The sequence below is a fragment of the Candidatus Thiodictyon syntrophicum genome (assembly GCF_002813775.1).
GTDB classification, from domain to species: Bacteria; Pseudomonadota; Gammaproteobacteria; order Chromatiales; family Chromatiaceae; genus Thiodictyon; species Thiodictyon syntrophicum.
Genome location: NZ_CP020370.1, coordinates 20,640 through 46,658 on the forward strand (window position 1 = coordinate 20,640; position 26,019 = coordinate 46,658).

The window sequence follows — 26,019 nt, forward strand, 5'->3', positions numbered from 1 at the left end:
ATGTGCTGATGGACGACCTGAAGTACGTCACACTACCGCCAAAACTGCTTGACCGCTACCTGCTGAAAAGGGGCGATGTTCTTTTCAATCGGACGAACTCCCAGGAGCACGTCGGGAAAGTCGGAGTATATCGGTCTGATGCGCCTGCTGTCTTTGCGTCGTACCTAATTCGGCTGCATCCGGACGTAGAGCAGATCGACAACTATTATCTGGGCCAAGTGCTAAGCGCCTATCCGGCACAGTGCCGCATCAAGCGTTACGCAACGCCTGGCGTACAACAAGTCAATATCAACGCCAAGAATCTTGGCAAGGCGCTGATCCCGATTCCGACAGGAGCGGCCGGACTTGAAGAACAACACCAGATCGCCGCCCTGTTGGAACAGGCCGATGAGCGGGTACGTTGTTACGGCCCGGTGCTCAAGAGTCTGGAGCAACTCAAAAAATCCCTGATGCACGACCTGCTCACCGGCGCCGTGCGGGTCAGCGATTGCGACCTTACGTTATCCCCATGAACAGGCAAGAGTGACCATGCCCACAATCACCCTGCACGATGTCCCGGAAACGCTTCATCAACGGTTACAGCAGCGGGCGACCATCCACCATTGGCCCATCGACAAAGAGGTCATTCTCCTGTTGGAACAGCTTTTGGCGAAGGGCGCCGCACCGGCCCCGCAGTCACCCGAGGAGCGATTTGCGGCGATCATCGATATCAGCCGACGCTGTGCCGCATTACCGGAGCTTGACTCGCGAAGCGCGGATGAGATCGTCGGTTATGACGAAAACGGTTGGCCCGCGTAAGGCAATCTGACAGTCGGGTTAAGCTCCGCTAACCCGACCTACGCGGCGCGGGCAACGGAAGACGGCCGCAACAGCGATTCCGGACGAAAATCCGCACCAAGATGCAGATCGGCCGGCGTGATGTCCAGCGCGGCACACTGTGACAAGAGCGTTGACAGTGCCTCGTAATAGCCCATCAGACGCCCTTCGTCATAGGCGGACGACGCATCCAAGGCCCCAGCCGCGTCTTTCAGAGACTGGGCGGTCTCCTCCAGGACCAGCAGTGCGTCTTGCTGTTTGCTCATGGATCGGCCTCCGCTAGAATTTGCTCCAGGATTTCAATTTGCTCGGTAAAGTTGGCGATCTCTTTCGGCCAATACTGGTTGACGAGGTGGCTGAGTTGACGCTCGGGAAGCTCAGGCGATACCCATTTCAGCGGGTTTGCGATCTTGTCTCGGTGGACTTCGACCTGATTGCGCAACGAGCGGATCGCACGCGTCACCTCACCGGTCGATTTCGTCGCATGTCCGAGCAGAAAGCCCGCGTGGCGCCCGCCTGACTTTGCGATCTCGTAGGCCGATGATTTCATCAAGGTTGAGTATAACATGGCGGTTCGGCTCGATTCCCGCGCGCAGCCCTTGTCGAGCCCGCGGCCTGTAGGTCGGGTTAGGTGCGCCCTTCGGGACTTGCCGTCTACACCGAAGATGCCGCACGCCGCAACCCGACAAGGCAACCTGGCTGTCGGGTTACGCTCCGCTAACTCGACCTACGCCCCGGCTGAGCTTCGACGCCAATCGCCTCTCGCCATGATATACCGGAAAAACAACGAGCTGGCATTCTTAGGATCGCCTCGAAGACCGGCAGCTAACAAAGAGGTTAGCAAAGCCCTGGTGTGTCGCGGTAGGCTAAAATGCTGATGTAGAAAGTATTTCATTTGATAGCTCTTTGATTGGGAACAACTGAACCATGAGCGAATCCGGCTACGTCGAACTCCCCGTCATCGCCTGGCTCTCCGGCCACGGCAGCGCCACCCCCGGCAACCAGGGCTTGGGCTGGACCTACCGCGACGAGTCGGCGATGGCGGCCTTCGGGCGCCCGCCGATAGACCCGCTGGTGGAGTCCCTGCTGGTCGCGGCGATCCGGCGCATTAACCCGCAGGTCACCACCGACGCACAAGCCCTGCTCGCGGTGCAGGCCCTGCGCCAGGCGATGGGCAAGCCCGACCGGTTGACCGCCAACCGCGAGACGCTGGACCTGCTGCGCGACGGGGCGCGGGTAGAGTTGACGCCGGGGGCGGACGCGACCACGGTGCAGTTCATCGCCTTCGAGCCGGAGCGCCAGCACCTCAACGACTTCACCGCCACCAACCAGTACCGGGTGCAGGGGGTGAAGCAGTGCCGTGACGATACCGTGTTGCTGGTCAACGGCATCCCGCTGGTGATCGCCGAGTACAAGAGCTATGTCAGCAGCGGCAAGGACTGGACCGAGACGGTGCACCAACTGCACCGTTACCAGCGCCAGGCACCCCTGATGCTGGCGCCAAATGTGTTCTGCGTGGCTGCCGACGAGGACGCCTTTCGCTACGGCACCGTGCTGCGCCGGGACGCCGACCAGGACGCGATCGAGCGGCACCTCGACACCTGGGGTTCCTGGCTCTCCAAATACCCGGACGTGAAAGGTTGGTGGAATGACCCGGCGGCGGACGACCCGGACGATCCGCTGGAATTGCCGGTCAAGGGCCTGCTGCGACTGGCGCCCTGCCATGTGCTCGACTTTCTGCAACACTTCGTCGTGTTCGAGACCAAGAAGGGGCGCACCATCAAGAAGGTGGCCCGCTATCAGCAGTTCGAGGCGGTGAACGACATCGTGGACCGCATCCTGGCGCTGATCGGCAAGCCGGTCGGCGCCCAGGACCGCACCGGTCTGGTGTGGCACACCCAGGGGTCCGGCAAGAGTCTGACGATGATCTTCGCCGCCTACAAGCTCGCCCGACTCCTGGGGTTGAACAACCCGACTATCCTGATCGTGGTGGACCGGCGCGACCTGAAGACCCAGATTGCCGACGATTTCGACGCCTGTGACTTCCCCGGCGTACGCAAGGCGCTGGGCGTCCAGGACTTGAAGGCCATCCTGCGCGGCTCGCGGCAGCCCCAGCGTGGCACCTTCGTCACCACCCTTCAATCCTTCCAGCAGATGGGTGACCTGAAGCCGCTGGCGGAGGACAACATCATCACCCTGGTGGACGAGTGCCACCGCTCTCAAAAAGGCGGCACCGCGGACAGCTACGCCATGACCATGCGCGTGAAGCTGCCCAACGCCTTCCGCTTCGGCCTCACCGGGACGCCCATCGACCGGGCGATGACCAACACCCATCGCGACTTCGGCCCGGTGATCGACGGCCAGCAGGAGCGTTATCTCAGCTATTACGGCATCAAGCGCGCGATCAAGGACGGCGCCACCCTGGAGGTGCACTACCTGCGGGACAAGGTGCCCTTCATCGTCGATGAGAAGGCCCTGAATGTCGGCTTTGAGCAGATGTGCACGGAGATGGAGGTCGAGGACGAAGCGGCGAAGGACCTGATCCAGCGCCAACGTTCGCAGTGGAAAGAGCTGGCCCGCCACCCGGACCGGGTGGAGATCGTCACAGCCAAGATGCTGGAGCACTTCCTCGCCTACCCCGACCCGAGCGGTTTCAAGGCGCAACTGGTGGGTGTGGACCGCATTGCCTGCGCCCGCTTCAAGGACGCACTGGACACCAAGCTCAAGGCGCGCGGACTGCCGCCCGATTGGTCGGACGTCATCATCTCCGAGGCCCAGAACGACGACCCCGACCTGACCCGTTTCCATTACGGTAAGCAGAAGCAGGACGACTTGATCGACTACTTCAAGCTGACACCGCCACAATGGGAAGAGTGGAACCGGGAGCGCTACGGCGAGGTGCGTGACCAGTGGCGCCCGCCGCTCAAGATTCTAATCGTCTGCGACCGGCTGCTGACGGGTTTCGATGCGCCGGTGGAGCAGGTGATGTACCTGGATAAGCCGCTGCGCGACCACAACCTGCTGCAAGCCATCGCCCGTACCAACCGGCCGCTGCCGGCCATGGACAAGCGTACCGGCCTAGTGGTGGATTACTTCGGCGTGTTCGCCAACCTGGCCAAGGCGCTCAACTTCGACGAGAACATCCGCGAGGAGGCGTTGATCGACTGGGAGGCCCTGAAGGCGACGGTGCCGGGGGAGGTGGCGCGCTGTCTGGAGACCTTCAAAGGCATCCGGATCAGCGACACCCGCGACTGCCTGCTGGCCGCCCTGCGCGCCCTCAAGGACCCCGATGCAGCCAAAGTGTTTGAGGTCAACTTCAAGAGCCTGGAGCGTCTGTGGGAGGCGGTATCGCCCGATCCGTGCCTGTATGAGCACCGGTATGTCTATAGTTGGCTCTGTGGCATCTACATCGCCTACCGCCGCCGCCAACGCGGCGCGGCCTCGAGTGCCACCTATGGCGAACTTTCGGCCAAGACCCGCGCGTTGATCCAGCAGAACACCACCTTCATGGATCTGGCCATGGCCTTGCCGGTCTTCAGGATCGATAAGGATTACCTGGGCAAGCTCGACGACCTGCCCAGCGCTGCCGACAAGGCGGCCGCGCTGGAGGCGATGCTGACGGCAGAGCTTACCGAGGACGCGGGTGGCGGTTTTACCTATCGGCAGTTGGGTGAGCGGCTGGCGCGGATCAAGGCCAACAAGGACGCGGCGGACAAGGCGGCTGAAGAGCGGCTGAAGGCCCTGCGGGACATCGCCGACGAAGCCGTCCAACGCGTCGAGGAGCCAGGCGCCCTGTACCTCACCCTGCCCGGCGAATACGCATTGTTCGTGGTCCTGCGCCAGTTTGCTGCCGGCAAGGATACGGTCTATCTGGCGACTTGCGCCCGCCGGATGGTAGCGCATCTGCGCGACAACCAGTTATTGCTGCCGGGTTGGAGTAGTTCCAAGGGCGGGCGGATGCGGGTGGAGGATTCGCTCCTGGCCGAATCCTGGAACCCGGACTATGCCGCCCTGGGCTTCGATTCGGCCGACGTCAACCCGCCATTCCTGGAACCGGCCCTTAATGAATTGGTGACCATTGATGCCGCCCGCTGAGGCGATCCGCCCCAGTGTCTTGCACCAGGTCTCGCTCGGCGGGCGGGAACTGACGTGTCGGCTGGTGCGCTCCAAGGCCGCCACCCGACTCCGGATCAAGGTCAGCAAGCCCGACGAGGTGGAGTTGATCGTACCGGAGCGCCGCACCGACGGCGAAGGATTCGCTTTTCTCACCGCCAACGCGGTTTGGGTGCTGGAGCAACTGGAGCGCGCGCAGCGTCGGCTGGCAGTGCGGCGGCCGGACCATCGGGTGCTCGGTCAGGTGCTCCTGGGCGGGGAGACCATCCCGGTCCAAGTAGTGCGTCTCGACACCTGGCTGGCTCCGAACCGGGTCGCGCTCCAAGACGGGGAGATTCAGGTCACCACCGGGCCGTACTCGCAAACGCCACCCGCGCGATCCTTGGAGAACTGGCTGCGCAAGCGGGCGCGCGCGCACATCGAGCCATACGTGAGTGAATTGAGCCAGCGCGTGAAGCGCGTGCCCGGCAAGGTCTACATCATGGATCAGCGCACCAAGTGGGGGAATTGTTCGGGGCTCGGCAACCTGTCGTTCAACTGGCGCCTGGTGATGGCGCCTGACTTCGTGCTGCGCTACATCGTCACCCACGAGGTCGTGCATCTGGCCATCCCCGACCATTCGCAGCGGTTCTGGCTGACGGTGCAGAGCTTATGCCCGAATTCGGATCGTGCGCGGCAGTGGCTGGTAGCCAACGCGGACCGGCTCATCATGGCCGACTGCATCGCGGCCGTGGCACAGGAAGATATTGGTCAGCCTTAGCCAAACTCCGCCTTCGGCTCCCGCTCCAGCAGCGCCGCCGTGGCCGCCAGCGGCGGCACCCCCTCATAAAGCACCTGATAAACCTGTTCGCTGATCGGCATCTCGACCCCCAGGCGGTGGGCGAGGGTGCGTACGGCCGCGGCCGTGATCACGCCCTCGACCTCCTGTCCGATGGCCGCCCGCGCCTGCGCGACGCTGGCGCCCCGCGCCAGGGCCAGGCCGAGGCGGCGGTTGCGCGATTGATCGTCGGTGCAGGTCAGGACCAGGTCGCCGACCCCGGCCAGGCCCATGAAGGTCTCGGGTCGACCGCCCAAGGCGGCGCCGAGCCGGATCAATTCGCTCAGGCCGCGGGTGATCAAGGCGGCACGGCTATTGGCCCCGAAGCCGAGGCCGTCGGCGATGCCGGTGGCGATGGCCAGTACGTTCTTGGCGGCGCCGCAGATCTCCACGCCCACCAGGTCTGAACTGGTGTAGGCGCGGAAGCGCCCGCCATGGAGCAGGCCCGCGGTGCGGCGGGCAAATGCCTGGTCCTCGGAGGCCACGGTGACCGCCGTGGGCAGCCCTATGGCGACCTCGCGGGCAAAGCTGGGTCCCGAGACGATCGCCAGGCTCTCGCCCGGCAGGCCCCGCTCGGCCAGGGTGTGCAAGAGTGCGCCGCTCTGGGGCTCCAGCCCCTTGGTCGCCCAGGCGAGCCCGATGCCCCGCGGCAGGCGCGTGCCCAGGGCCGTGATCACCTCGGCGAAGGCGTGGCTCGGCACCACCGCCAGGCAGGCGGCGGCGCCGGACAGGGTCTCCTCCAGCGATTGCTGGGGCACCAGCCCCGGGGGGAAGGGGACGCCGGGGAGGAAGCGCCGGTTCTCCCCGTGGGCGCGCAGTTCGGCGATCTGGTCCGACTCGTTGCCCCAGAGCCGGACCCGATGGCCGTTGCGGCACAACTGGATCGCGAGCGCCGTCCCCCAGGACCCGGACCCGAGGACGGCGATGTCGATGCCCACCGGGTCACTCGCTACCGGGTCACTCAGCACCCGGTCGCTCAATGCTGCCGCGCCCCTTCGGCCTCCGCCGCCGCCTGTTGCTGGTGTTGGGCGAACAGGGCGTCGAAGCTGACATGCTGGAGGACCAGTTGCGGGAAGCTGCCCTTGGTCACCAGGTCGGACACGGCCTCGCGTGCGTAGGGGAACAGCAGGTTGGGGCAATAGGCGCCGAGCATGGGGCCCAGTTCCTCCTCCGAGAACCCCCCCAGGGTGAAGATGCCGGCCTGGTGGACCTCGACGATGAAGGCCGTCTTGTCGCCGACCTTGGCCGTGACGGTGACGGACAGCACCACCTCGTAGGTCTGCTCGTCGAGCCGGTTGACCTTGGTGTTGAGATTGAGCTCGTTTTGCGGCTTCCACTCGCCGCGGAAGACCTCCGGCGCATTGGGCGACTCGAAGGACAGGTCCTTGAGGTAGGTGCGTTGGACGGCGAACTGCCGCTCCAGGTTGGTCTGATCGTTCTCGGCCATGGAATACCTTGCTAGTGACGTTAGTGTCGGGGACGAAGGGGCAACGGGGGCCTCGACTCAGCGCTTCTTGCGCGACAGCGGCAGGTTCGCCGCCTGCCAGGCGAGGATGCCGCCCTTGAGGTTGTAGACCTCCTCGAAACCCTGCTTGCGCAGGTGTTCGCACGCGGCCCCGGACTGGCCGCCCGACCGACAGTTGACGATGATCGGCTTGCCCTTGTACTTGCCAAGGACCGCCAGTTGGTTCTTGAAGCCGTTCATCGGGATGTTGACCGCGTTGACGATATGACCGGCGGCGAAGTCGGCCGCCGAGCGCACGTCGATCACCGTCGCGTCCTTGTGGTTGATCATCTCGGTGGCCCCCAGGGGCTCGACGTTGCCGCGCTCCCCGACGATCAGATTGTGGATCAAGAGCCCCAGGATCACGACGAGCGCGACGAACAGGTACCAATTGTGGACGACGAACTCAAACAGTTGGCTGACCTGCATCGGGCTTGATTCTCTGAATGGATGGGAAGGGGGCCGCCCGCTGGGCGGTCTCGCCAGGGCGTCGCCGGGCGGCCGACGGCGACCTGGTGGGCGCAGTATAAGGAGGGCGGGCGCGGGAGTCACTCCGGGACGCGCCGGCCAGCCGCTTCAGGCGTGCTGGCAGAACACCTCACGCATCATGCCGATGAGGCGCAGTGTGCGGGCGTCGCCCACCCGGTAGAAGACCCGGTTGGCGTCCTTGCGCGAGGCCAGGATGCCCTTGTCGCGCAGGATGGCGAGGTGCTGGGAGATGTTGCTCTGGGAGGTGCCGACGTGGTCGACGATGTCCTGGACGCTGACCTCCTGCTCACCCAAGGTGCAGAGGATCTTCAGGCGCAGTGGGTGGGACATGGCCTTGAGCGAGCGGGAGGCGCGCTCGATGTCCTCGTCGTCCGCGAAGAGGCTCGTCGCGTCGGCTCCTTCACCGGGGTCATTCAACACCGGTTGAGGCGCTTGACTCGCGGGGCTGACCGTCGCGTGGGTGCTGGATAAATTTTTCACAATACGATAATAAGCTTTTTTTCGGTCCTTGCGAAGCGCCGGGATGCAGGCGCCGCCCGCGCCGGCCGCGGGCTCGGACTATACTTGCGGCCGGTCTAGGCCCCGCGGCCCCCCGCACCCATTTAGAATGTTCGGCATCCTGGCCGCTAACCCCGTGCCACACCCCCTTCACCCGGTATCCGGACCCGCAAGACTATGCCCACACCCACTTATCACAGACTCCTGACCTGGATCGGCATCGTCGGCGCGGCCACGGCCTGCGTGGGCGTCGCCCTGGCGGAGCCGCCGGCGGGTGCCGCCCCCGCGGCGGCACCCGCTCCAGTGGTGGCACCCGCCCCCGCGGCGGAGCCCGCACCAGTGGTGGCACCCGCACCCGCGGCGGTGCCCACCCCCGCGGCGGAACCCAGCTCCACCCCCGCCCCCGCGGCGGCCGACGCCTTGCCCCTCGACGACCTGCGCACCTTCGCCGAGGTCTACGAACGCATCAAGGACGATTATGTCGAGGGCGTGAAGGACAAGACCCTGCTGGAGAGCGCCATCCGCGGTATGCTCTCGGGGCTCGATCCGCACTCGTCCTACCTGGACAAGGACGAGTACCGGGAGATCCAGGTGGGTACCACCGGCGAGTTCGGCGGCCTCGGCATCGAGGTCGGGATCGACGACGGGTTCGTGAAGATCATCTCCCCGATCGACGACACCCCGGCCCAGCGCGCCGGGCTCCAGGCCGGGGACCTGATCACCCGCATCGACGACAAGCCGGTCAAGGGCCTCGCCCTCAATGAGGCGGTCAACCTGATGCGCGGCAAGCCCGGCACCGAGATCCGCCTCACCATCATGCGCGGCAGCGAGGGCCGACCCCTGGAGGTGAAGGTGCAGCGCGACATCATCCATGTGGCGAGCGTCAAGAGCCGCACCCTGGAGCCGGGCTTCGGCTATCTGCGCCTGAGCCAGTTCCAGGCGCGCACCACCGAGGACATGCGCACCGCGATCGAGGCCCTGAAGAAGGAAAACAAAGGTGAGATCAAGGGCCTGATCCTAGACCTTCGCAACAACCCCGGGGGGGTGCTGAACGCGGCCGTGGGGGTGAGCGACGCCTTTATCACCGACGGGTTGATTGTGTATACCCAGGGTCGGCTGCCGGACTCCAAGCTCCAGTTCAAGGCCGGCCCGGACGATGTGCTCGGCGGCGCCCCCCTGGTGGTGCTGGTCAACGGCGGCAGCGCCTCGGCCTCGGAGATCGTGGCCGGCGCACTGCAGGACCACAAACGGGCCCTGATCATGGGGACCCAGACCTTCGGCAAGGGGTCCGTCCAGACCATAGTCCCGATCGATGAGACCACCGCGCTCAAGCTCACCACCGCGCGCTATTACACGCCCTCCGGGCGCTCCATCCAGGCCCAGGGCATAGCCCCGGACGTCGTACTGGAGCGCGGGGAGTTCAAACCCAGAGAGGAGTCGGAGGTCGGCTCGGTGAAGGAGTCGGACCTGCGGCGCCATCTCGATTCCCCGCCGCCGCCCGACGAGGCGAAGGCCGACGACAAGAAAAAGACCCTCGCGGCCGAAGACCTCCAGCTTGCCGAGGCCCTGAACGTGCTCAAGGGGTTGACGATCCTGGGCCGCAGTAAGGGCAACTAACCCCAGACAGCAGGGTTGAGCCGCAAATGAACGCAAATAGACGCAAATAATCATCGTGCTACCGTATTCTGCCCGGTACCCGTCGGGTCCACCCCAGGGCATCTCTCAGCAGCCGATCTATTTGCGCTTATTCGCGTTCATTTGCGGCCAAATACTCTTCGTTTGGCTGAGGCGCGCGGCAAGCCTTTGGGCGGGGTCGATCAACAACACAGGAGCTTTCCCATGCCAAGAGCACTGATTTTACTCGCCCAGGGTTGCGAGGAACTGGAGGCGGTCACGGTCATCGACCTGCTGCGGCGCGCCGCCGTCGAGGTGGTGACCGCCGGGCTTGCGGATGGGGCGGTGACCGCCAGCCGCGGAACCGTGCTGGTGCCCGACAGCACCCTGGAGGCCGAGCAGGGGCAGACCTTCGACCTGGTGGTGTTGCCCGGCGGCCTGCCGGGCGCCCGCCACCTCGAAGAGGACCAGCGGGTCCTGGCCCTGCTGCGCCGCCAGGCCGCTGCCGGGCGCCTCGTTGCGGCCATCTGTGCCGCCCCCAAGGTCCTGGCCGTGGCGGGCCTGCTCGACGGCAAGCGGGCGACGGCCTACCCCGGAAGCCTTAGCGTCGCCGAGTTCCCCCAGTTGACCCTGGTCGCTGACCCGGTAGTGGTCGACGGCTCGATCGTGACCTCGCGCGGCCCGGGGACCGCCATGGACTTCGCCCTGTGCCTGATCGAACTGTTGATGGGTGAGGGCCGCCGCCGGGACGTCGCGTCGCAGCTCGTGCGCGCCCCATGACGCCGCCAGTCCCAGCGCGCGCAGCGCCCGGTGAGTCATGCGCAACATGAGCCCACCCTCATGACCCTGGACCTGCCGGGGCTGGCCGTGCTGGCGGTCGCCTTTCTCCTGAGCGCGGTCGCGGCGCGCTGGCTGGCGGGCCGCCCGCCCGGGACCGCTGCCCTGCTCGACCACCCCAACGCGCGCTCCCTGCACCAGGTCCCGGTCCCGCGCAGCGGCGGTCTGGCGGTCCTCCTTGGCCTGCTGGCGACGCTGGCCCTGGGCTGGGGCGGCGGGGCGGTCCCGACCGCGCTCTGGTGGATCGCCGCGGCCGCGCTCCCGGTCGCGGTGGTGTCACTGTTCGACGACCTGGGCCATGTGTCGCGGCGCCTGCGGCTCGCGGTCCATGTCGGTGCGGCCCTGGTCCTGCTGGCGGGCGGGTGCGCCTGGGACTCCCTGACCCTGCCGGGCCTCGACTGGCCCTTGCCGGCGGCGCTCGGCGGCCTGCTCTCGGTGCTTTACGTGGTCTGGATGGTGAATCTGTACAACTTCATGGACGGGATGGACGGCTTTGCCGGCGGCATGGCCCTGTTCGGTTTCGGCGCCCTCGCCGTCCTGGGTTGGCGCGCCGGTGATCCGGCCTTCGCCCTGGCCGCGGCCGCCGTGGTCGCCGCGGCGGCGGGTTTCCTCCTCAGCAACTTCCCCCCGGCCCGGATCTTCCTGGGGGATCTGGGCTCCTCCACCCTTGGGCTGCTGGCCGCGGGGTTTTCGCTCTGGGGTGCTTCCGCGCAACTCTTTCCGCTGTGGGTCGCCTGGCTCGCCTTCTCCCCCTTCATCGTCGATGCCACCTGGACCCTGGCCCGGCGCCTGGCCCGCGGGGAGCGGGTCTGGGAGGCCCATCGCAGCCACCACTACCAGCGCCTGGTGCTCGCCGGCTGGGGCCACCGCACGACGGTACTGCGCGCCTACGCCCTGATGGCGGCCGTCGCCGCCGGCGCGGTCGCGGCGCCGGGGTTGGCGCCGCCGCAGCAATGGCAACTGCTGCTGGCCTGGGCGATCATCTACGCACTGATCCATCTGCGCGTGCGCCTGGCCGAGCGCCAGGGGTCCCCGCAGTGAGGATGAGCTGAGGATGCGCCCTCTGTTCGACCGCCTGCGCTCCCGGACCGCGGCCATGGTGCACGACCTGCTGATGGTTCCGCTCGCCTGGTTCCTCGCCTATTGGCTGCGCTTCAATCTGGGCACCATCCCGCCCGACTTTCTCCAGGGGGCGCTGGCGGCCCTGCCCTGGGTCATCCTGATCCAGGGGTCGGTCTATTGGGTGCTGGGCCTCTATCGCGGGGTCTGGCGTTTCGCCTCGCTGCCGGATCTGGTGCGTATCACTAATGCCGCCCTGGCCGGCACGGCCCTGGTGCTGGTGGCGCTCTTCGTGATCAACCGCTCCTATCTGATCCCGCGCTCGGTGCCGGTGCTGTTCTTCGGGCTGCAGGTCGTCCTGCTCTCCGGTCCGCGCCTCTTCTACCGCTGGTTCAAGGACCACCGGCTCAATCTGCGCTCAGGCCTGCGGGTGCTGATCGTGGGTGCCAATCGGGCCGGGGAGAATCTCGCCCGCGACATGCTGCGCGACCCCGCGCACGCCTATTTTCCGGCCGGTTTCGTCGATGACAAGCCGCGGCGCCAGGGTGGCGAGGTCCACGGCGTGCCGATTCTGGGCGGCAGCGCCGATATCCCGCGCCTGGTCGCCGCGCGCGACATCGACCTGGTCCTGCTCGCGGTCCCGACCGCCGGGGCGCGGGAGATGCAGGCCCTGGTGGGTCTCTGCGAACAGGCCGGCAAGCCCTTTCGGACCGTGCCCCAGCTCGGCAATCTGATGACCGGGCAGGTGAGCATCAGCCAACTGCGCCCGGTCTCCATTGAGGACCTGCTGGGGCGCGACCCCATCACCCTGGACTGGGAAGGCATCCGCGCCGGTCTCGCCGGGCGGGCGATCCTGGTGACCGGGGCCGGGGGCTCGATCGGTTCCGAACTGGTCCGGCAGATCGCCGGCGCCGGGCCTGAGCGCCTGATCCTCGTGGACCAGGGCGAGTTCAATCTGTACCAGATCGAGCTGGAACTGCGCGAGGGCCACCCGGGACTCGACTTCTCGCGCCATCTGCTCGACGTGACCGACACGGCCGCCGTTACCAGCCTGTTCCAGGCGCAGCTTCCCCACATCGTCTTCCACGCCGCGGCCTACAAGCACGTGCCGATGTTGGAGGACCAGTTGCGGGCGGCGGTGCGCAACAACGTCATCGGCACCTCGGTGGTCGCCGAGGCCGCCTGTGCCTGGGGTTGCGAGCGCTTCGTCCTGATCTCCACCGACAAGGCGGTCAATCCCGCCAACGTCATGGGGGCGACCAAGCGCGCCGCCGAGGCCCTGTGTCAGACGCTTGACCGCCAACGGCGCACGTCTGGGGTCGGGACCCGCTTCATCACCGTGCGCTTCGGCAACGTCCTGGGGTCCGCGGGCAGCGTGGTGCCGCTGTTCCGGCGCCAGATCGAACGCGGCGGTCCGGTGACCGTGACCCACCCGGAGATCGAACGCTTCTTCATGACCATCCCCGAGGCCTGTCAGTTGATCATGCAGGCGGCGGTGATCGGCGACGGCGGTGAGGTCTTCGTGCTCGACATGGGCGAGCCGGTGAAGATCCGCTACCTGGCCGAGCAGATGATCCGGCTCTCCGGGCGCGAGCCCGGCCGGGAGGTCCCGATCCAGTACGTGGGGTTGCGGCCCGGGGAGAAGCTCTTCGAGGAATTGTTCTACGCCTGCGAGGACCTGATCCCCACCAGCCACCCCAAGATCCGCGTCGCCCGGGGTGTTCATGCCGTGCTCGCCGACCGTCTCGGGCTCGGTGGCGACTGGCTCGTCGAACTGCGGCGCGCCTGCGAGGACGGCTCGGCGGCGGAGTTACGGGGTCTGCTGCGGCGCCTGATCCCGGATTGGCGCGACGAATCGGACGCTGCGGCACGCGTCGCGCCGCGCCTCGAACCAGCGGCGGCGGCGGCCGCGGTGCACAGTGCCGAGGGGACCCAGTGATGCGCGACGAGACCCTGTTGGAGGACTTCCCGGCCATCGCCGGTACCCGCGACGATCGCGACCCCGGCTTGCCGGACCCAGTTGAGCTGGACCCGCCGCCGTTCGACGGGCCCTCGGCCGCCGCGGCGCCCCCCGCCGCGACGCTCGCGGAGGCCCCTGATGCGAGCGCCGATGAGACCAAGGACCTGGCCGACCATCCGGGCGCGACCGAACGCCCGCCGGAGGCCCGCATCGTGGCGGCCCTGCACGGGCGCGGCAAGCTCACCCCCGGCGACCTGGCGCGCGCGCGGCGCCTGGCCGACGACGGCGGCGAGCCCCTGCTGCGGATGCTGGTGCGCCTGGGCCTGGTCTCGGAGCGGGACATGGCCCAGGCCGCGAGCGAGGTCCTGGGCCTGCCCCTGGCCGACTCCTCGCAGTTCCCCTCCGAACCCGTCGCCGAGGGCGTCTTCAGCCTGCGCTTCCTGAAAGACGCCCGGGTGCTGCCGATGGCCGAGGACGACGAGCACCTGCGCGTCGCCGTGGCGGACGCCGTGGACCCCTATGTGCTGGCCGCGGTCGCCATGGCGGCCGGCAAGCGGGTGGAGGGGGTCATCGGCCTGCCCTCCGAGATTGAGCTCGCGCTCGCCCGGCTCTACGAGAAGCAGGCCGGGCCCGACCCGGATGCCGAGCCCGACTACGGCGACTTCGACGACGAGGACATCGAGCACCTGAAGGACCTGGCCAGCGAGGCCCCGGTGATCCGCATGGTCAACCACCTGATTCAGAAGGCGGTGGAGTCCCGCGCCTCGGACATCCACATCGAGCCCTTCGCCGATGAGCTCAAGGTCCGCTATCGCATCGACGGCATCCTGAAGGAGGTCGATGCCCCCCCGGTGCGCTCCACCGCGGCGGTGATCTCGCGTGTCAAGATCATGGCCAAGCTCAATATCGCCGAGCGCCGCCTGCCCCAGGACGGACGCATCCCGGTTCGCGTCCAGGGCCGGGAGCTGGACCTGCGCGTCTCCACCGTCCCCACCATGTTCGGTGAGAGCGTGGTCATGCGCCTGCTCGACAAGGAGAGCGTGCGTTTCGACTTCGACGCCCTGGGCTTCGACGGCTCCCCGCGCCAACGCCTGATCGAGATCCTGGAGCAGCCCTACGGCATCCTGCTGGTTACGGGCCCCACCGGCTCCGGCAAGAGCACGACCCTCTACACCGCGCTGTCCCGGCTCAACACCCAGGAGCGCAAGATCATCACGGTCGAGGACCCGGTGGAGTACCAGCTCCCCGGCATCAACCAGATCCAGGTCAAGTCCGCCATCGGCATGACCTTCGCTGGGGCCCTGCGCGCCATCGTGCGCCAGGACCCGGACATCATCATGGTCGGTGAGATGCGCGACCTGGAGACCGCCCGCATCGCCGTGCAGTCGGCCCTCACCGGCCATGTGGTCCTGTCCACCCTGCACACCAACGACGCGGCGAGCGGCGTGACCCGCCTCTTGGACATGGGGGTCGAGGACTATCTCCTGACCTCCACCATCAACGGCATCCTGGGCCAGCGCCTGGTGCGCAGCCTCTGCCCCCACTGCCGCGAGCCCTACGACGCCCTGCCCGAACTCGCCGCCCGCTTCACCCGCTTCCAGCCGGAGGGTCCCGGCCCCATCCGGCTCTATCGCCCCGGCGGCTGCGAACTGTGCAACGGCAGCGGCTATCGCGGCCGGCTGGTCATCTCCGAGGTGCTGCTGATGACCGACACCATCCGCAAGCTGGTGCTGAGCCACGCCACCGCCTCCGCGATCCAGCGCGTGGCCATGGACGAAGGCATGGCCACCATGTACGAGGACGGCCTGCGCAAGGCCATGGACGGGCGCACCACGGTGGAAGAAGTGCTGCGGGTTGCTGAAGACGATTAGCCGGGGAGAACGCACCCGTGACACCGCGCAGCGGCCTTGATCATAACCTCGGCGACCCTGCCAGGAGTGAGGTCGCCGGTCCGCACAGCGGACCCTACGGCCCCGCGCCCGTAGGGTCCGCTGTGCGGACCACCCGCCTCGCAGTCGGTGCAGTGGCCGGGATTATGATCAAGGCCCCGCGCAGCGACCGGAGACGTATTCCCGTAGGATGGGTAGAGCGCAGCGATACCCATCCTTTGTGCCGTCGCGCTGATCATTCGCGTTCAATTGCGGCTTAATCGCCTTTTTCAGGATCAACCGTGCCCAAATATTTCTATAAAGCCGTCAAGCTCGACGGCGAAGCGGTAGAGGGCGAGTTGGAGGCGGCCGACGAGGCCGCCGTCATCAGTGCCCTCCAGGCCCAGGGCCTGCTGCCGTTGGAGACCCGCTCCGCCGGGGGCCTGCGCGCCCGCCTGGGCCGCACCCGGCGCCGCCGCCTGAACCAGAAAGAGATCGGCATCCTGACCCGGGAACTCGCCACCCTGATCGAGGCCGGTCTGACCTTGGACCGTTCGCTGCAGGTCTTGATCGAACTGACCCCGGAGGGCCACCTGGTGCGGGTCCTCTCCGACCTGCAAGACCGGGTGCGCGGCGGCGCCACCTTCTCCAGTGCCCTGGAGGCCCAGGAGGGCCAGTTCCCGCGCCTGTATATCAACATGGTCAAGGCGGGGGAGGCCGGCGGCGCCCTGGATCAGGTCCTGGATCGCCTGGCCGACTACCTGGAGCGGACCGCGGAGCTGCGCCAGACCGTCACCTCCGCCCTGGTCTACCCCTCGATCCTGCTCTTTGTCGCCTTCACCTCGGTCATCCTGCTCCTGGTCTTCGTGGTGCCCCAGTTCACCGCCCTGTTCCAGGACATGGGCGCGGCCCTGCCGCTGTCGACCCGGATCGTCGTGGGCGCCGGCGACCTCTTCCGCAACTACTGGTGGGCCATGCTCGCCGCCGTGGCCCTGATCGCCCTGGTCTTGGAGCGCTGGATGCAGGACGAGCAGGTCCGTGACCGCCTGGACCACCGCATCCTCGGTCTGCCGCTCTTCGGCGACCTGATCTGGAAGATGGAGACCGCGCGCCTCGCCCACACCCTCGCCACCCTGCTCAAGAACGGCCTGCCGCTCTTGAGCGCCCTGACACTGGCCAAGGAGGTGGTCAGCAACCGCAAGATCTCCCATCTCCTGGACGAGGCGGGTGAGGACCTCAAACACGGCCGCGGCCTCGCCGGCCCCCTGGTCCGGCTCAAGGCCCTGCCGGACCTGGCCCTGCAGATGATCCGCGTCGGCGAGGAATCCGGCGCACTCGACGCCATGCTCGCCAAGGTCGCCAACATCTATGACCGGGAGACCCGCAATAGCGTCCAGTCCATGCTGACGCTCCTGGAGCCGGTGCTCATCATCGGCCTGGGCGTGGTGGTCGCCGGCATCATCATCTCCATCCTGATGGCGATTTTGGGGGCGAATGAACTGGTGGGGTGAGGGCAGCGCGGCGGTCGACAATCCGCCTGGATCGTCCTAGCATGAACGCTGTCCGGCCATCGACCACGAGGGTGCATCGGATGGAAGCATACAAACTCAGTACCATCGCCGACCTGATGGAGAGCCCCGAGGAGCGGGTCGAGTTGATCAACGGGGAGATCGTCCGCCGCCCCATGGCGCGCGCCGAGCACGGGATCGTGCAGCACCGTGCCGGGGTCGAACTGGGTCCCTGCGACCGCAAGTCCGGCCCCGGCGGTTGGTGGATCATCACCGAGGTCAGCGTCAACTACGACCTCCACCAGTGCCCCAGCCATGACCTGGCCGGTTGGCGCAACGAGCGTATGCCCGAGCGCCCGCACGGCGTCATTGAGCTGACGCCCGACTGGGTGTGCGAGATCCTCTCCCCCGGGCACGAGCGCAAGGACACATTGACGATCTTTCTGCTCCTGCAACGCCACCGTGTGCCCTTTTACTGGCTGATCTGGCCCGAGGACCGCACGCTGGTCGCCTACCGGCTCGACGGTGATCACTATCGGGTCATCGCGACCCTCTCCGAGCCGGTGCGGGCGCGCATCCCGCCCTTCGATGAGATCGAACTGGATCTCGCTTATCTCTTGGGCGAGTGAGCCGGCGAGCGGCGTCAAACGCGATCGGCGCCCTGCTCGGCATCGGCGGCCCGGGGGATAGTACCGATTACGACAGGGGCGAATGAGTTGGTGGCGTGATTGGTTCCGGCGTGAAACGCGCGTGCAATTCAAACCATCCGATCAACCTACGAAGAGGGAAGCAAGATGAAGATCAGCCGATGCACGACCGCTCGGTGGTGTCCGTCGAGAGGGATCGTCGTCTTTCTGGGCCTGTTCGGCATCGTGCTCGCCCCGCCGGTGGTCCAGGCCGTGCCTTTAAATGGCAACCTGTCCATTACGGGCAGCGTCAGCTACGACACGGGCTATGCTCAGTCCAACCTGACTGGTACGGGTACCCAAAGCGGCGATATGAAGGTCATCCAGGGCGGGGCATCCACCTCCAGCACCTTCATTGATGCCTCCATCACCGGCAGTAACCCATTGAACGGCAACCTTACCGAGCTGGGTGACGGCTTCGATTTCTCAGGTAACGCATTGGCAGATGACGCTGGTTCGTACGGTACCGGAATCGATATCGGCCTCACTGTGGCAAACCACTCCGCCACCGACACCTATAAAATCACTTTCACCATTACTTTCGACAACAGGGTAAACTCGAGCGGTTCAGATGCCTACGCCCACTCCAACTTTTCCGTGTTCGATCGGGACGCCGGCCAGACCCTGTTCTTCACCGACCTGATGAGTGATACCCTCTTTGGAAACAAAAATGGGGGCGTGTCGAACGGAATCTTTGGCGGGGTAATGACGGAAACGGGCTCTGCAAGCTTTGCGATCACCCTGCTCGCCGGTCAATCGGTCATCTTCGACCCCAGCCTGCACGACCTTTCGTGGACTCTGAATGGTTCTGCCGGCACGGGTTCCGCCTCCTCGGCCACCCTCAGCACCTTTCTCTCCATCACCTCGGTTGAGACGCAGAACGCCGCCCCCGAGCCAGCCGCCATGGTCCTGTTTGGCATCGGGTTAGCGGGACTGAGGGCGCTGCGTCGGCGCCGCCGCCCGCAACCTGCGAATTGATCCCAACCGAAGCGAGGGACCGCAGTCCAGCGGTCACGCGCATCCCGAACCCTCGAACAACTGGAGGAATCACAGCATGTCGTCCAATGCCCGCCTCGCCACCGCCGCCCTGGCCACCCTCTCCCTGGCCGCCGCTGCCTGGAGCCCCAACGCCGGCGCCTGTGGCAATGAACCTTTCATAGGCGAAATCTGCATCGTCCCCTACAACTTCGCACCTCTTGGCTATGCCTTCACAGACGGCCGGATTCTGTCCATAGCCGAGAACACCGCATTGTACTCCCTGCTCGGCGGCACCTACGGCGGCGATGGCCGGACCAACTTCGCCCTGCCCGATACCCGGGGCCGGGTGATCATCGGCGCGGGGCAAGGGCCCGGGACGAGCAATTACTGGCTCGGCGAGAAGGGAGGAACTGAGAACGTCACGCTCACGGTGAGCCAGATGCCCACCCACACGCACAGCGCCGCCACCAGCATCGCCATCAAGGCGCGTGGGGTGAGCGCTGCGGGCAATGCCGACGGACCTGGCGGCAATGCCTGGGCGGCCAAAGCCAGGGTCGGTCAATACAGTACGTCAGCGCCGGACGTCGACATGACGGCAGGGGCCATCCAGGTCAGCAGCGTCAGCACCACGGTCGGCAGCGCCGGTGGAAATCTGCCTTTCTCCATCGTCCAGCCCTATCTCGTGCTCAACCCGATCATCGCCCTGTACGGCATCTACCCGTCCCGCAACTGACCCAAACGTGACTGTTCATGCGAAGCGCCGACTTGCGATCCTGGGCTCGATCCTGTTGGGGCTACTCTCGGGAGCGGCGAATGCAGTACCCGACTTGGCCGGAGAACTGAGAGACGCCCAGGCGGCCTTGGCCGTGGGCGACTATGCCAAGGCCTATCAGGCCTACCTGACACACGGCGATGACAACCCCCTGGCCCAATTCAGCCTGGGCCTGTTTTTCCAGTTCGGCTGGGGGCGGCCGGGGGACCCGGTCGAGGCCTGCCGCTGGCAGGAAAAGGCCGCCCAAGGCGGTATCCCTGCCGCCCAGCAGTTACTCGCCGATTGCCTGCGCCGAGGCGTGCACCGGCCAGTGGACCTGGCGGGGGCGGCACATTGGTATGAACAGGCGGCTTTGTCGGGAATCCTTACCGCCTCCTGCTCCCTGGCCGAACTTTACATGGCCGGCGAGGGGGTGCCCAAGGACCCGCAGAGGGCGCTTGAGTTGTGTCGGCAGCCAGCGGAAAGGGGCTTGCCCGCCGCCCAATTGCGGCTGGCGGGGTTTTACCTGGACGGCGATGTTGCAGTGCGTGATCCCGTATTGGCCCTGCGTTGGATACAGGCGGCAGCGCAGGCCAATAACGCCGAGGCCCAGTTCCGCCTCGGTTTGATGCTGCGTGATGGCGTCGGCCAGCCGGCGGACCCCCGTTCCGCCCGCTATTGGCTGGAGACGTCCGCCAGCCAGGGTTGGCTTCCCGCCTACTTACCCACGGCGGAACTCTATCTGAACGCCCCCGCCGACCCAGGGTCCGGTCTGCTGCCGGCGGCGGACCTGGCCAAGGCCTATCTGTGGTCGGCCGCTGCCGCTCGCAGGTTGGCCCCCGGCCCGGCGGCGGAGCAGGCCAAGGCACTGCTGGCAAAGGTGGGGGTCCTCATGCCGGACACCTGGCGGCCGGACCTGGATCGACAAATCGATCGGCATCTCGCCCAGACCGGCGTGACGCCTGCCGCGGCGGCACCTGCCCCGTGAGCCGGCAGACGACGATAATGGTGACGGCGGCCGATAGCGCCGGGGATGTCGCGGCACGCAACATGCGGTGGTTCGACTATCTACCCATCTGCCCATCTACCCACGGCGCCTCTTGGCTCGCGAATTCAGTAAACTGTTCCCGGAACTCCCGGCTACTTCTTCAGCTCGGGAATCCTGGTGATGACGACGCAAAGCGGCCCCCCGGCTTCCGGGCCGACCGGGTGGTTGTTATCGTACTTATTCGGCCAGTCATTCGCGAATAAGTAGAGTTGGCGGTCCGGCCATTGGGCGGCCTCAGGTGGGGCGCTCCATTCGCACCCTGATCCAATCGGGAATGCACGGGTGAGATCCTTACCGCCGCAGCCGCACAGCAGGAACACCCGCTGCCACGGCAAACGGTTCCACGGCGACAACAGCCAACTCGGCCAGCCCTCTGGGCCGCAGGTGATCCAACTGTCTTGCCATGTGCCGCTCGCCGCGAAGCGGTAACGCGCTCCCGGGGTGATCTCGATGCCGCTCGGATAATAAAGTTCTCGTGGGTCAACCGCGACGGGGGCGCAGCTTTCATTGAGGGCCAGTGGGCGCATGGTCGTCTCCTCTGACAGGGCGGACGTGATCCGCAAAGGGAACGGGGTCAGGCGCGAGTGCTTATCGCCGGCGCCGCCCGACATAGAATCGAGGGCCTTGATTATAACCCCGGCCACCCTGCCAGGCGGGAGGTCGCCGGTCCGCAATCGATGCAGTGGCCGGAATTATGATCGAGGCCCAAACAGGCCTCGATCATCGTTCCGGTCACCGCCCATGGGTCCCGCACAGGAGGTCGAGGCTTTAGCCGGACCAGGGCCGCTGCGACGCGAAGTCGACCGGCTAAAGCCTCGACCTCCTGTACCCTCGCGGCCGGAACGACGACCAAGGCCGCCGACTCCATAAAGGTATCAAGCCAACCGCAACCCGCCAGCCGCCAGCCGCCAGTTTCATCGACCGGTTAACGCCTCGCAACTGCCGACGACAACCGGGTCTGCCCCCGTGACGCTCGCCCGCCCCCCCTCAATGCCGCCGCCCGGGCCGGTCGAACTGATAGTTCTTGTCCGGATCACCGCCCTCCTGGACCGAGAACCGTGCGAACAGCACCTGGTCCCCGGGCCGCAGGGACGCGAGGGTGCTGAGGCCCATGTCCAGGTCGCGGAAATAGAAGGTCACGCCCAGCCGCTCCGCGACCGTGCAGGCGCCGTGGGCGAAGCCGTAGTCTTTGAGCCAGAAGGCGGAGATCATTCGCCCCTCGCCCGTCCAGCCAGGCATGACCTGTTGCTGCATGGCCTCGAGCACGGTGCGGAACCGGGTCTTGATGGCTGCATCCTTGAGCGGGCGGCCGCGCTCGCGGAAGGCCGGATCGAGGGCCAGGACGTCGAAAAAATAGCCCATCGGCTGGTCGAAGTCGGTGGCCTGCACGAGCATGGACTTCAGGTGATCGATCTTGCCGGCGAGGTTGGTTGGCTTGGTCATGCGTCTGTGCCCGATTCATGGATATGGGCAGGATTCTATCGCGTCGGCGAGTGCCTCCGCGACCTGCGCCGACCGCGCTCAGTCGGGCGCCGGTTGGGCCTGCCCGAACCCCACCGGCAGGCGCCGGGCGCCCCAGGTGCCGGGGCGCGCCTCGAAGACCCCGGCGCAGGGGGTGCCGCAGGCGGCGCAGTGTCCGGTCGCGTCGAGCCCCCAGTGGCCGAGTTGGTACCAGTCCCGCTCGATCAACAGGGCCCCGCACCCGTGGCACCAGGTGCTGCCGCCCGCCGCGTCATGGCAGTTGCCGGTGTAGGCGTGGCGCACGCCGTTGCGCCGCGCGATCTCACGCGCCCGCTGCAAGGTCGCGGGCGGGGTGGGCGGGGCGTCGCGCAGCTTCCAGTCCGGGTGGAAGGCGGTGAAGTGCATGGGGACATCGACCCCCAGGTTGCCCACCACCCAGGCCGTCATGGCGTCGATCTCGGCCTCACTGTCGTTGTAGCCGGGGATCAGCAGGGTGGTGAGCTCGAACCAGACCGTGGTCTCGTGGCGCAGGTAGCGCAGCATCTCCAGGACCGGTGCCAGGTGGCCGCCGCAGACCTGGCGGTAGAACTCTTCCGTGAAACCCTTGAGATCCACATTGGCCGCGTCCATCGGCGCGAAGAAGGCCTCGCGCGCCCCCGGGCTCACATAGCCCGCGGTCACGGCCACGTTGCGGATGCCCAGTTCCCGGCAGGCCAGCGCCGTGTCCACCGCGTACTCGAGGAAGGTCACCGGGTCGTTGTAGGTGTAGGCGACGCAGCGGCAGCCCAGTTGCGCGGCGCGCCGGGCGATGGCCTGCGGATCGGCCGCGGCGGCCAGGGTGTCCTGGTCGCGGGACTTGCTCATGTCCCAGTTCTGGCAGAAGCGGCAGGCGAGGTTGCAGCCGGCGGTGCCGAAGGACAGGACCGGGGTGCCGGGCAGGAAGTGGTTGAGGGGCTTCTTCTCGATCGGGTCGACGCAGAAGCCGCTGGAGCGGCCATAGCCCTCCAGGACCAGGGCCCCGTCGCGGCAGGCGCGGACAAAGCAGAAGCCCTGTTGGCCCTCGCGCAATCGGCAGGCGCGCGGGCAGACATCGCATTGCACCCGGCCGTCCGGGAGCGGGTGCCAGAACTGGGTGGGGTGGTTCGTCATGGTGAGCTACTCGTCGCTGTGAAGCCGGTGGCCCGCACGCGCGGCCGGGCGACGCGGGGAAGGTTCGGGACGGGGAGAGCGCCCCTTCCTGTTAGAGTAAGGATAGGCCAAACGCCGCGGCGCGGCGGTTGGCGGCGCAGCCTCGCTATAATGACGGTAGAACGCCCGTCTCGTCGGGCACCACGCGAGGGACACTCCCATGTCGATCGATCGTCAACCGGCCGTTGCCGGGGCCTTCTATCCGGCCAATCCAGTCGTCCTGGGGCGCCGCGTCGATGACCTTTTGGCCGGCGTCGCGGACAGCGGCGCCCTGCCGCACCCCAAGGCCCTGATCGCGCCCCACGCGGGCTATCAATACTCGGGGCCCATCGCGGCCAGCGCCTATGCCCGGCTCGCCCCCATCGCCGCGCGCATCCGTCGGGTGGTGCTGCTGGGCCCGGCCCACCGGCTGCCCTTTCGCGGCATCGCCTTTACGGGCGCGGACCGCCTGCTGACCCCGCTCGGCGCGGTGGACCTGGACCGGGAGGCCCTGGCGGGGCTTGCCGACCTGCCCCAGGTCCAGCGCCTGGACGCCGCCTTCGACGGCGAGCACTGCCTGGAGGTCCAGTTGCCCTTCCTCCAGCGGGTGCTTGGCGACTTCCGCGTGGTGCCCCTGATCGTCGGGGCCGTTGAGCCCGAGGCGGTGGCGGAGGTGATCGACCGGCTCTGGGGCGGGGACGAGACCCTGATCGTCATCAGCTCCGATCTCAGTCACTATCACGATTATGCCACCGCGACCCGGCTCGACCGGGAGACCACCCGGGTGATCGAGCAGCTGGAGCCCGCGGCCCTCGACCACCAGGCGGCCTGCGGGGCCACGCCGCTCGCCGGGCTGCTGGTGGCCGCGCGCCGCCGCGCAATGCAGGTGCGCACTCTGGACCTGCGTAACTCTGGTGATACCGCCGGTCCCCGCGACCAGGTGGTGGGGTATGGTGCCTATGCCGTTTTCTGAACCCGCGATGCTGGACCCCGAGGCGCGACGGCTGCTGCTGGATGTCGCCTGGGAGTCGCTCCGCCACGGCTTGGCCCGGGGCACGCCCCTGACCCCGGACCCGGCAGGGTTTCCGGAGCCCCTGCGGGCCCACCGGGCGGCCTTTGTCACCCTGAACCATTTCCAGTCGCTGCGCGGCTGTATCGGCCACCTGGAGCCCTGTGCGCCGCTGGTCCAGGACGTGGCGGAGAATGCCTTCGCCGCGGCCTTCCGCGATCCGCGGTTTCCGCGGCTGGAGCCCTGGGAACTGGACGCCCTGACCCTGGACATCTCGGTCCTGTCCATCCCCGAGCCCATGCGCTTTCGCGACGAGCAGGACCTGCTGCGGCAACTGCGCCCCGGGGTCGACGGCCTGATCCTCGCCGACGGTGCAGCGCGCGGGACCTTTCTGCCGTCGGTCTGGGAGTCGCTGCCAAGGCCCAGGGAGTTCCTCAACCATCTCAAGGGCAAGGCCGGACTCCCGGGCGACTATTGGAGCCCGACCCTGCGGGTCTCGCGCTATCACACCGAATCCTTCGGCGGTTAAGCCTCCGTGAATGACATCCCGCTGACCGGACTCCTGGTCGCCCTCGTGGCCCTGCTCCTGTGCTCCGCCTTCTTCTCGGGGACCGAGACGGCGCTCTTCACCCTGAACCGCTACCGCCTGCGCCACCAGGCCGATCAGGGTCATCGGGGTGCCCGCCTGGCCCGGGTCCTGCTGGAGCGCCCGGACCGCCTGATCGGCCTGATCCTGCTCGGCAACAACTTCGTCAACATCCTGGCCTCATCGATCAGCACCATCATTGCCCTGCGCCTCGGCGGGGAGGCGGCCATCGGGATCGCGGCCGGGGTTCTGACCTTCCTGGTCCTGATCTTTGGTGAGGTCACACCCAAGACGCTCGCCACCCTCAACCCGGAGCGCCTGGCCTACCCGGCCGCCTATGTCTATACACCGCTGCTGAAGGTCCTCTATCCCGTAGTGTGGTTGGTCAACTTGTTCGCTAACGGGCTGTTGTGGCTGATTGGGGTGCGCTCCGGACCTGGGCCGGGCTCGGCCCTCAGCCGGGAGGAACTGCGCACCGTGGTGAGTGAGTCCAGCGCCCTGATCCCGGAGCAAAGCCGCTCCATGCTGCTCGCCATCCTGGATCTTGAGCGGGCGACGGTGGAGGACATCATGATCCCCCGCAACGAGGTGGAGGGCATCGATATCCAGGACGACGCCGACGAGATCATCGCGGCCATCCGCAACGCCGGCTATACCCGTCTGCCGCTGTTCGACGGCGGCATCGACAACGTGATCGGCGTCTTCCACTCCCGTAACGCCCTGCACGCCATGCTCGACCAGGGGCTCGGCAAGGAGCACCTGCGGGCCATCGCCCAGGCGCCCTATTTCGTCCCCGAGGGTACCCCACTCTACCAGCAACTGCTCAATTTCCAGCGCGAGAAGCAGCGCATCGCCCTGGTGGTCGACGAATACGGCGACTTCATGGGCCTGATTACCCTGGTGGACCTGTTGGAGGAGATCGTCGGAGAGTTCACCACGGACCCCTCCGACAGCATCGCCGAGATCCACCGCGGCGAGGACGGGAGCCTGCTCGTGGATTGCGGCATCGGGGTGCGCGACCTCAACCGGGCGCTGCGCTGGGACCTGCCGACGGATGGACCCAAGACCCTCAACGGCCTGGTGTTGGAGTATCTGGAGACCATCCCCGAGCCTGGTACCAGCCTGATGCTGCACGGCCATCCGATGGAGATCATCCAGACCACCGAGAATACGGTGAAGACCGTCAAGCTGCCGCCGCGCCAGGGCCGCAAGGCCCGCCGGCCGGAGCGGCGTGGATAGCCCTCAAAAGA

Annotated in this window: 26 protein-coding genes; 17 read left to right on the forward strand and 9 right to left on the reverse strand. The window is 66.8% G+C overall.

All coding sequences use genetic code 11. From position 1 onward, the window contains the following. Window positions 1-8: 8 nt before the first annotated feature. Together THSYN_RS00085 and THSYN_RS00090 are read left to right on the forward strand one after the other, a co-directional pair. Window positions 9-512: a restriction endonuclease subunit S gene (locus THSYN_RS00085; RefSeq protein ID WP_100917334.1), complete on the forward strand. Its 504-nt coding sequence runs from the start codon at window positions 9-11 to the stop codon at window positions 510-512. A gap of 16 nt (window positions 513-528) precedes the next feature. Beyond that, window positions 529-798 (forward strand): FitA-like ribbon-helix-helix domain-containing protein, encoded by a 270-nt coding sequence (locus THSYN_RS00090; RefSeq protein ID WP_100917335.1) that lies wholly within the window; start codon window positions 529-531, stop codon window positions 796-798. Between the two features lie 38 nt (window positions 799-836). On the opposite strand, the gene THSYN_RS00095 is transcribed toward THSYN_RS00090, so the two are convergent. After that, the gene (locus THSYN_RS00095) at window positions 837-1,082 is read right to left on the reverse strand and encodes a hypothetical protein (protein ID WP_100917336.1); all 246 of its coding nucleotides are present in this window, start codon (window positions 1,080-1,082) and stop codon (window positions 837-839) included. Beyond that, the gene (locus THSYN_RS00100; RefSeq protein WP_157817370.1) at window positions 1,079-1,384 is read right to left on the reverse strand and encodes a hypothetical protein; all 306 of its coding nucleotides are present in this window, start codon (window positions 1,382-1,384) and stop codon (window positions 1,079-1,081) included. The genes THSYN_RS00095 and THSYN_RS00100 overlap by 4 nt, the downstream gene beginning before the upstream one ends. A 359-nt stretch (window positions 1,385-1,743) precedes the next feature. Here THSYN_RS00100 and THSYN_RS00105 point away from each other — a divergent pair, with 359 nt between their 5' ends. Both THSYN_RS00105 and THSYN_RS00110 read left to right on the forward strand, forming a co-directional pair. Next, on the forward strand, window positions 1,744-4,911 hold the full coding sequence (locus THSYN_RS00105; protein ID WP_100917338.1) for a type I restriction endonuclease subunit R: 3,168 nt from the start codon (window positions 1,744-1,746) through the stop codon (window positions 4,909-4,911). Beyond that, window positions 4,898-5,689, forward strand: coding sequence for a M48 family metallopeptidase (locus tag THSYN_RS00110; protein ID WP_100917339.1), 792 nt, complete (start codon window positions 4,898-4,900; stop codon window positions 5,687-5,689). The genes THSYN_RS00105 and THSYN_RS00110 overlap by 14 nt, the downstream gene beginning before the upstream one ends. Here THSYN_RS00110 and THSYN_RS00115 read toward each other — a convergent pair. The 4 genes from THSYN_RS00115 to THSYN_RS00130 form a co-directional block, all read right to left on the reverse strand. After that, window positions 5,686-6,726, reverse strand: a complete 1,041-nt coding sequence (locus THSYN_RS00115) for an NAD(P)H-dependent glycerol-3-phosphate dehydrogenase (protein WP_236848753.1) — start codon at window positions 6,724-6,726, stop codon at window positions 5,686-5,688. The genes THSYN_RS00110 and THSYN_RS00115 overlap by 4 nt on opposite strands. Next, complete coding sequence (secB, locus tag THSYN_RS00120) at window positions 6,723-7,193, reverse strand: protein-export chaperone SecB (protein ID WP_100917340.1); 471 nt, start codon at window positions 7,191-7,193, stop codon at window positions 6,723-6,725. Before secB ends, THSYN_RS00115 begins: the two co-directional genes overlap by 4 nt. Window positions 7,194-7,250: 57 nt before the next feature. Further along, entirely contained in the window at window positions 7,251-7,679 is a 429-nt protein-coding gene (locus THSYN_RS00125; RefSeq protein ID WP_100917341.1) for a rhodanese-like domain-containing protein, read from the reverse strand. A gap of 147 nt (window positions 7,680-7,826) precedes the next feature. Next, the gene (locus THSYN_RS00130) at window positions 7,827-8,069 is read right to left on the reverse strand and encodes an ArsR/SmtB family transcription factor (RefSeq protein ID WP_236848999.1); all 243 of its coding nucleotides are present in this window, start codon (window positions 8,067-8,069) and stop codon (window positions 7,827-7,829) included. A 345-nt stretch (window positions 8,070-8,414) separates the two neighbouring features. Here THSYN_RS00130 and THSYN_RS00135 point away from each other — a divergent pair, with 345 nt between their 5' ends. From THSYN_RS00135 to THSYN_RS00180, 10 genes are all read left to right on the forward strand, one after another. Continuing rightward, window positions 8,415-9,854: a S41 family peptidase gene (locus tag THSYN_RS00135; RefSeq protein WP_100917343.1), complete on the forward strand. Its 1,440-nt coding sequence runs from the start codon at window positions 8,415-8,417 to the stop codon at window positions 9,852-9,854. 222 nt (window positions 9,855-10,076) lie between these two features. Beyond that, window positions 10,077-10,631: a DJ-1 family glyoxalase III gene (locus THSYN_RS00140; protein WP_100917344.1), complete on the forward strand. Its 555-nt coding sequence runs from the start codon at window positions 10,077-10,079 to the stop codon at window positions 10,629-10,631. Between the two features lie 30 nt (window positions 10,632-10,661). Then, complete coding sequence (locus THSYN_RS00145) at window positions 10,662-11,729, forward strand: MraY family glycosyltransferase (protein ID WP_335582484.1); 1,068 nt, start codon at window positions 10,662-10,664, stop codon at window positions 11,727-11,729. 13 nt (window positions 11,730-11,742) lie between these two features. Next, the gene (locus THSYN_RS00150; RefSeq protein ID WP_100917346.1) at window positions 11,743-13,686 is read left to right on the forward strand and encodes a polysaccharide biosynthesis protein; all 1,944 of its coding nucleotides are present in this window, start codon (window positions 11,743-11,745) and stop codon (window positions 13,684-13,686) included. Beyond that, window positions 13,686-15,578: a type II secretion system ATPase GspE gene (gene gspE, locus THSYN_RS00155; RefSeq protein ID WP_172965210.1), complete on the forward strand. Its 1,893-nt coding sequence runs from the start codon at window positions 13,686-13,688 to the stop codon at window positions 15,576-15,578. The genes THSYN_RS00150 and gspE overlap by 1 nt, the downstream gene beginning before the upstream one ends. A gap of 299 nt (window positions 15,579-15,877) precedes the next feature. Beyond that, complete coding sequence (locus THSYN_RS00160) at window positions 15,878-17,086, forward strand: type II secretion system F family protein (protein WP_100917347.1); 1,209 nt, start codon at window positions 15,878-15,880, stop codon at window positions 17,084-17,086. 80 nt (window positions 17,087-17,166) lie between these two features. Then, window positions 17,167-17,712, forward strand: coding sequence for a Uma2 family endonuclease (locus tag THSYN_RS00165; RefSeq protein ID WP_100917348.1), 546 nt, complete (start codon window positions 17,167-17,169; stop codon window positions 17,710-17,712). Between the two features lie 165 nt (window positions 17,713-17,877). After that, on the forward strand, window positions 17,878-18,747 hold the full coding sequence (locus THSYN_RS00170; protein WP_100917349.1) for a PEP-CTERM sorting domain-containing protein: 870 nt from the start codon (window positions 17,878-17,880) through the stop codon (window positions 18,745-18,747). Window positions 18,748-18,823: 76 nt separating this feature from the next. Beyond that, on the forward strand, window positions 18,824-19,480 hold the full coding sequence (locus tag THSYN_RS00175) for a phage tail protein (protein ID WP_100917350.1): 657 nt from the start codon (window positions 18,824-18,826) through the stop codon (window positions 19,478-19,480). A 7-nt stretch (window positions 19,481-19,487) separates the two neighbouring features. Next, complete coding sequence (locus THSYN_RS00180) at window positions 19,488-20,486, forward strand: tetratricopeptide repeat protein (RefSeq protein WP_216644648.1); 999 nt, start codon at window positions 19,488-19,490, stop codon at window positions 20,484-20,486. 152 nt (window positions 20,487-20,638) lie between these two features. On the opposite strand, the gene THSYN_RS00185 is transcribed toward THSYN_RS00180, so the two are convergent. The 3 genes from THSYN_RS00185 to amrS all read right to left on the reverse strand — a co-directional run bounded on the left by THSYN_RS00185 (window position 20,639) and on the right by amrS (window position 23,156). Further along, entirely contained in the window at window positions 20,639-21,073 is a 435-nt protein-coding gene (locus THSYN_RS00185; RefSeq protein ID WP_157817371.1) for a hypothetical protein, read from the reverse strand. A gap of 460 nt (window positions 21,074-21,533) precedes the next feature. Further along, window positions 21,534-21,989, reverse strand: a complete 456-nt coding sequence (locus THSYN_RS00190) for a hypothetical protein (RefSeq protein WP_100917352.1) — start codon at window positions 21,987-21,989, stop codon at window positions 21,534-21,536. Window positions 21,990-22,067: 78 nt separating this feature from the next. After that, window positions 22,068-23,156, reverse strand: a complete 1,089-nt coding sequence (gene amrS, locus THSYN_RS00195; protein WP_100917353.1) for an AmmeMemoRadiSam system radical SAM enzyme — start codon at window positions 23,154-23,156, stop codon at window positions 22,068-22,070. Between the two features lie 199 nt (window positions 23,157-23,355). Between amrS and amrB the strand changes: the two genes are divergently transcribed. Genes amrB through THSYN_RS00210 form a run of 3 tightly spaced genes read left to right on the forward strand, consistent with a single transcriptional unit; the run spans window position 23,356 to window position 26,008 of the window. After that, window positions 23,356-24,147 carry an AmmeMemoRadiSam system protein B gene (amrB, locus tag THSYN_RS00200; protein ID WP_100917354.1) on the forward strand — a complete coding sequence of 264 codons (792 nt, stop codon included), beginning with the start codon at window positions 23,356-23,358 and terminating at the stop codon, window positions 24,145-24,147. Beyond that, on the forward strand, window positions 24,134-24,712 hold the full coding sequence (amrA, locus tag THSYN_RS00205; RefSeq protein WP_100917355.1) for an AmmeMemoRadiSam system protein A: 579 nt from the start codon (window positions 24,134-24,136) through the stop codon (window positions 24,710-24,712). The genes amrB and amrA overlap by 14 nt, the downstream gene beginning before the upstream one ends. A gap of 6 nt (window positions 24,713-24,718) precedes the next feature. Next, window positions 24,719-26,008, forward strand: coding sequence for an HlyC/CorC family transporter (locus tag THSYN_RS00210; RefSeq protein ID WP_100917356.1), 1,290 nt, complete (start codon window positions 24,719-24,721; stop codon window positions 26,006-26,008). The last annotated feature ends 11 nt before the right edge of the window (window positions 26,009-26,019 follow it).

Excerpts from the sequence above, each read along its gene's own strand:
- THSYN_RS00085 (WP_100917334.1), top strand. The coding sequence starts at position 9 with ATGGACGACCTGAAGTACGTCACACTACCGCCAAAACTGCTTGACCGC.
- THSYN_RS00090 (WP_100917335.1), top strand. The coding sequence starts at position 529 with ATGCCCACAATCACCCTGCACGATGTCCCGGAAACGCTTCATCAACGG.
- THSYN_RS00095 (WP_100917336.1), bottom strand. The coding sequence starts at position 1,082 with ATGAGCAAACAGCAAGACGCACTGCTGGTCCTGGAGGAGACCGCCCAG.
- THSYN_RS00100 (WP_157817370.1), bottom strand. The coding sequence starts at position 1,384 with ATGTTATACTCAACCTTGATGAAATCATCGGCCTACGAGATCGCAAAG.
- THSYN_RS00105 (WP_100917338.1), top strand. The coding sequence starts at position 1,744 with ATGAGCGAATCCGGCTACGTCGAACTCCCCGTCATCGCCTGGCTCTCC.
- THSYN_RS00110 (WP_100917339.1), top strand. The coding sequence starts at position 4,898 with ATGCCGCCCGCTGAGGCGATCCGCCCCAGTGTCTTGCACCAGGTCTCG.
- secB (WP_100917340.1), bottom strand. The coding sequence starts at position 7,193 with ATGGCCGAGAACGATCAGACCAACCTGGAGCGGCAGTTCGCCGTCCAA.
- THSYN_RS00125 (WP_100917341.1), bottom strand. The coding sequence starts at position 7,679 with ATGCAGGTCAGCCAACTGTTTGAGTTCGTCGTCCACAATTGGTACCTG.
- THSYN_RS00130 (WP_236848999.1), bottom strand. The coding sequence starts at position 8,069 with ATGTCCCACCCACTGCGCCTGAAGATCCTCTGCACCTTGGGTGAGCAG.
- THSYN_RS00135 (WP_100917343.1), top strand. The coding sequence starts at position 8,415 with ATGCCCACACCCACTTATCACAGACTCCTGACCTGGATCGGCATCGTC.
- THSYN_RS00140 (WP_100917344.1), top strand. The coding sequence starts at position 10,077 with ATGCCAAGAGCACTGATTTTACTCGCCCAGGGTTGCGAGGAACTGGAG.
- THSYN_RS00150 (WP_100917346.1), top strand. The coding sequence starts at position 11,743 with ATGCGCCCTCTGTTCGACCGCCTGCGCTCCCGGACCGCGGCCATGGTG.
- gspE (WP_172965210.1), top strand. The coding sequence starts at position 13,686 with ATGCGCGACGAGACCCTGTTGGAGGACTTCCCGGCCATCGCCGGTACC.
- THSYN_RS00165 (WP_100917348.1), top strand. The coding sequence starts at position 17,167 with ATGGAAGCATACAAACTCAGTACCATCGCCGACCTGATGGAGAGCCCC.
- THSYN_RS00170 (WP_100917349.1), top strand. The coding sequence starts at position 17,878 with ATGAAGATCAGCCGATGCACGACCGCTCGGTGGTGTCCGTCGAGAGGG.
- THSYN_RS00175 (WP_100917350.1), top strand. The coding sequence starts at position 18,824 with ATGTCGTCCAATGCCCGCCTCGCCACCGCCGCCCTGGCCACCCTCTCC.
- THSYN_RS00185 (WP_157817371.1), bottom strand. The coding sequence starts at position 21,073 with ATGCGCCCACTGGCCCTCAATGAAAGCTGCGCCCCCGTCGCGGTTGAC.
- THSYN_RS00190 (WP_100917352.1), bottom strand. The coding sequence starts at position 21,989 with ATGACCAAGCCAACCAACCTCGCCGGCAAGATCGATCACCTGAAGTCC.
- amrS (WP_100917353.1), bottom strand. The coding sequence starts at position 23,156 with ATGACGAACCACCCCACCCAGTTCTGGCACCCGCTCCCGGACGGCCGG.
- amrB (WP_100917354.1), top strand. The coding sequence starts at position 23,356 with ATGTCGATCGATCGTCAACCGGCCGTTGCCGGGGCCTTCTATCCGGCC.
- amrA (WP_100917355.1), top strand. The coding sequence starts at position 24,134 with ATGCCGTTTTCTGAACCCGCGATGCTGGACCCCGAGGCGCGACGGCTG.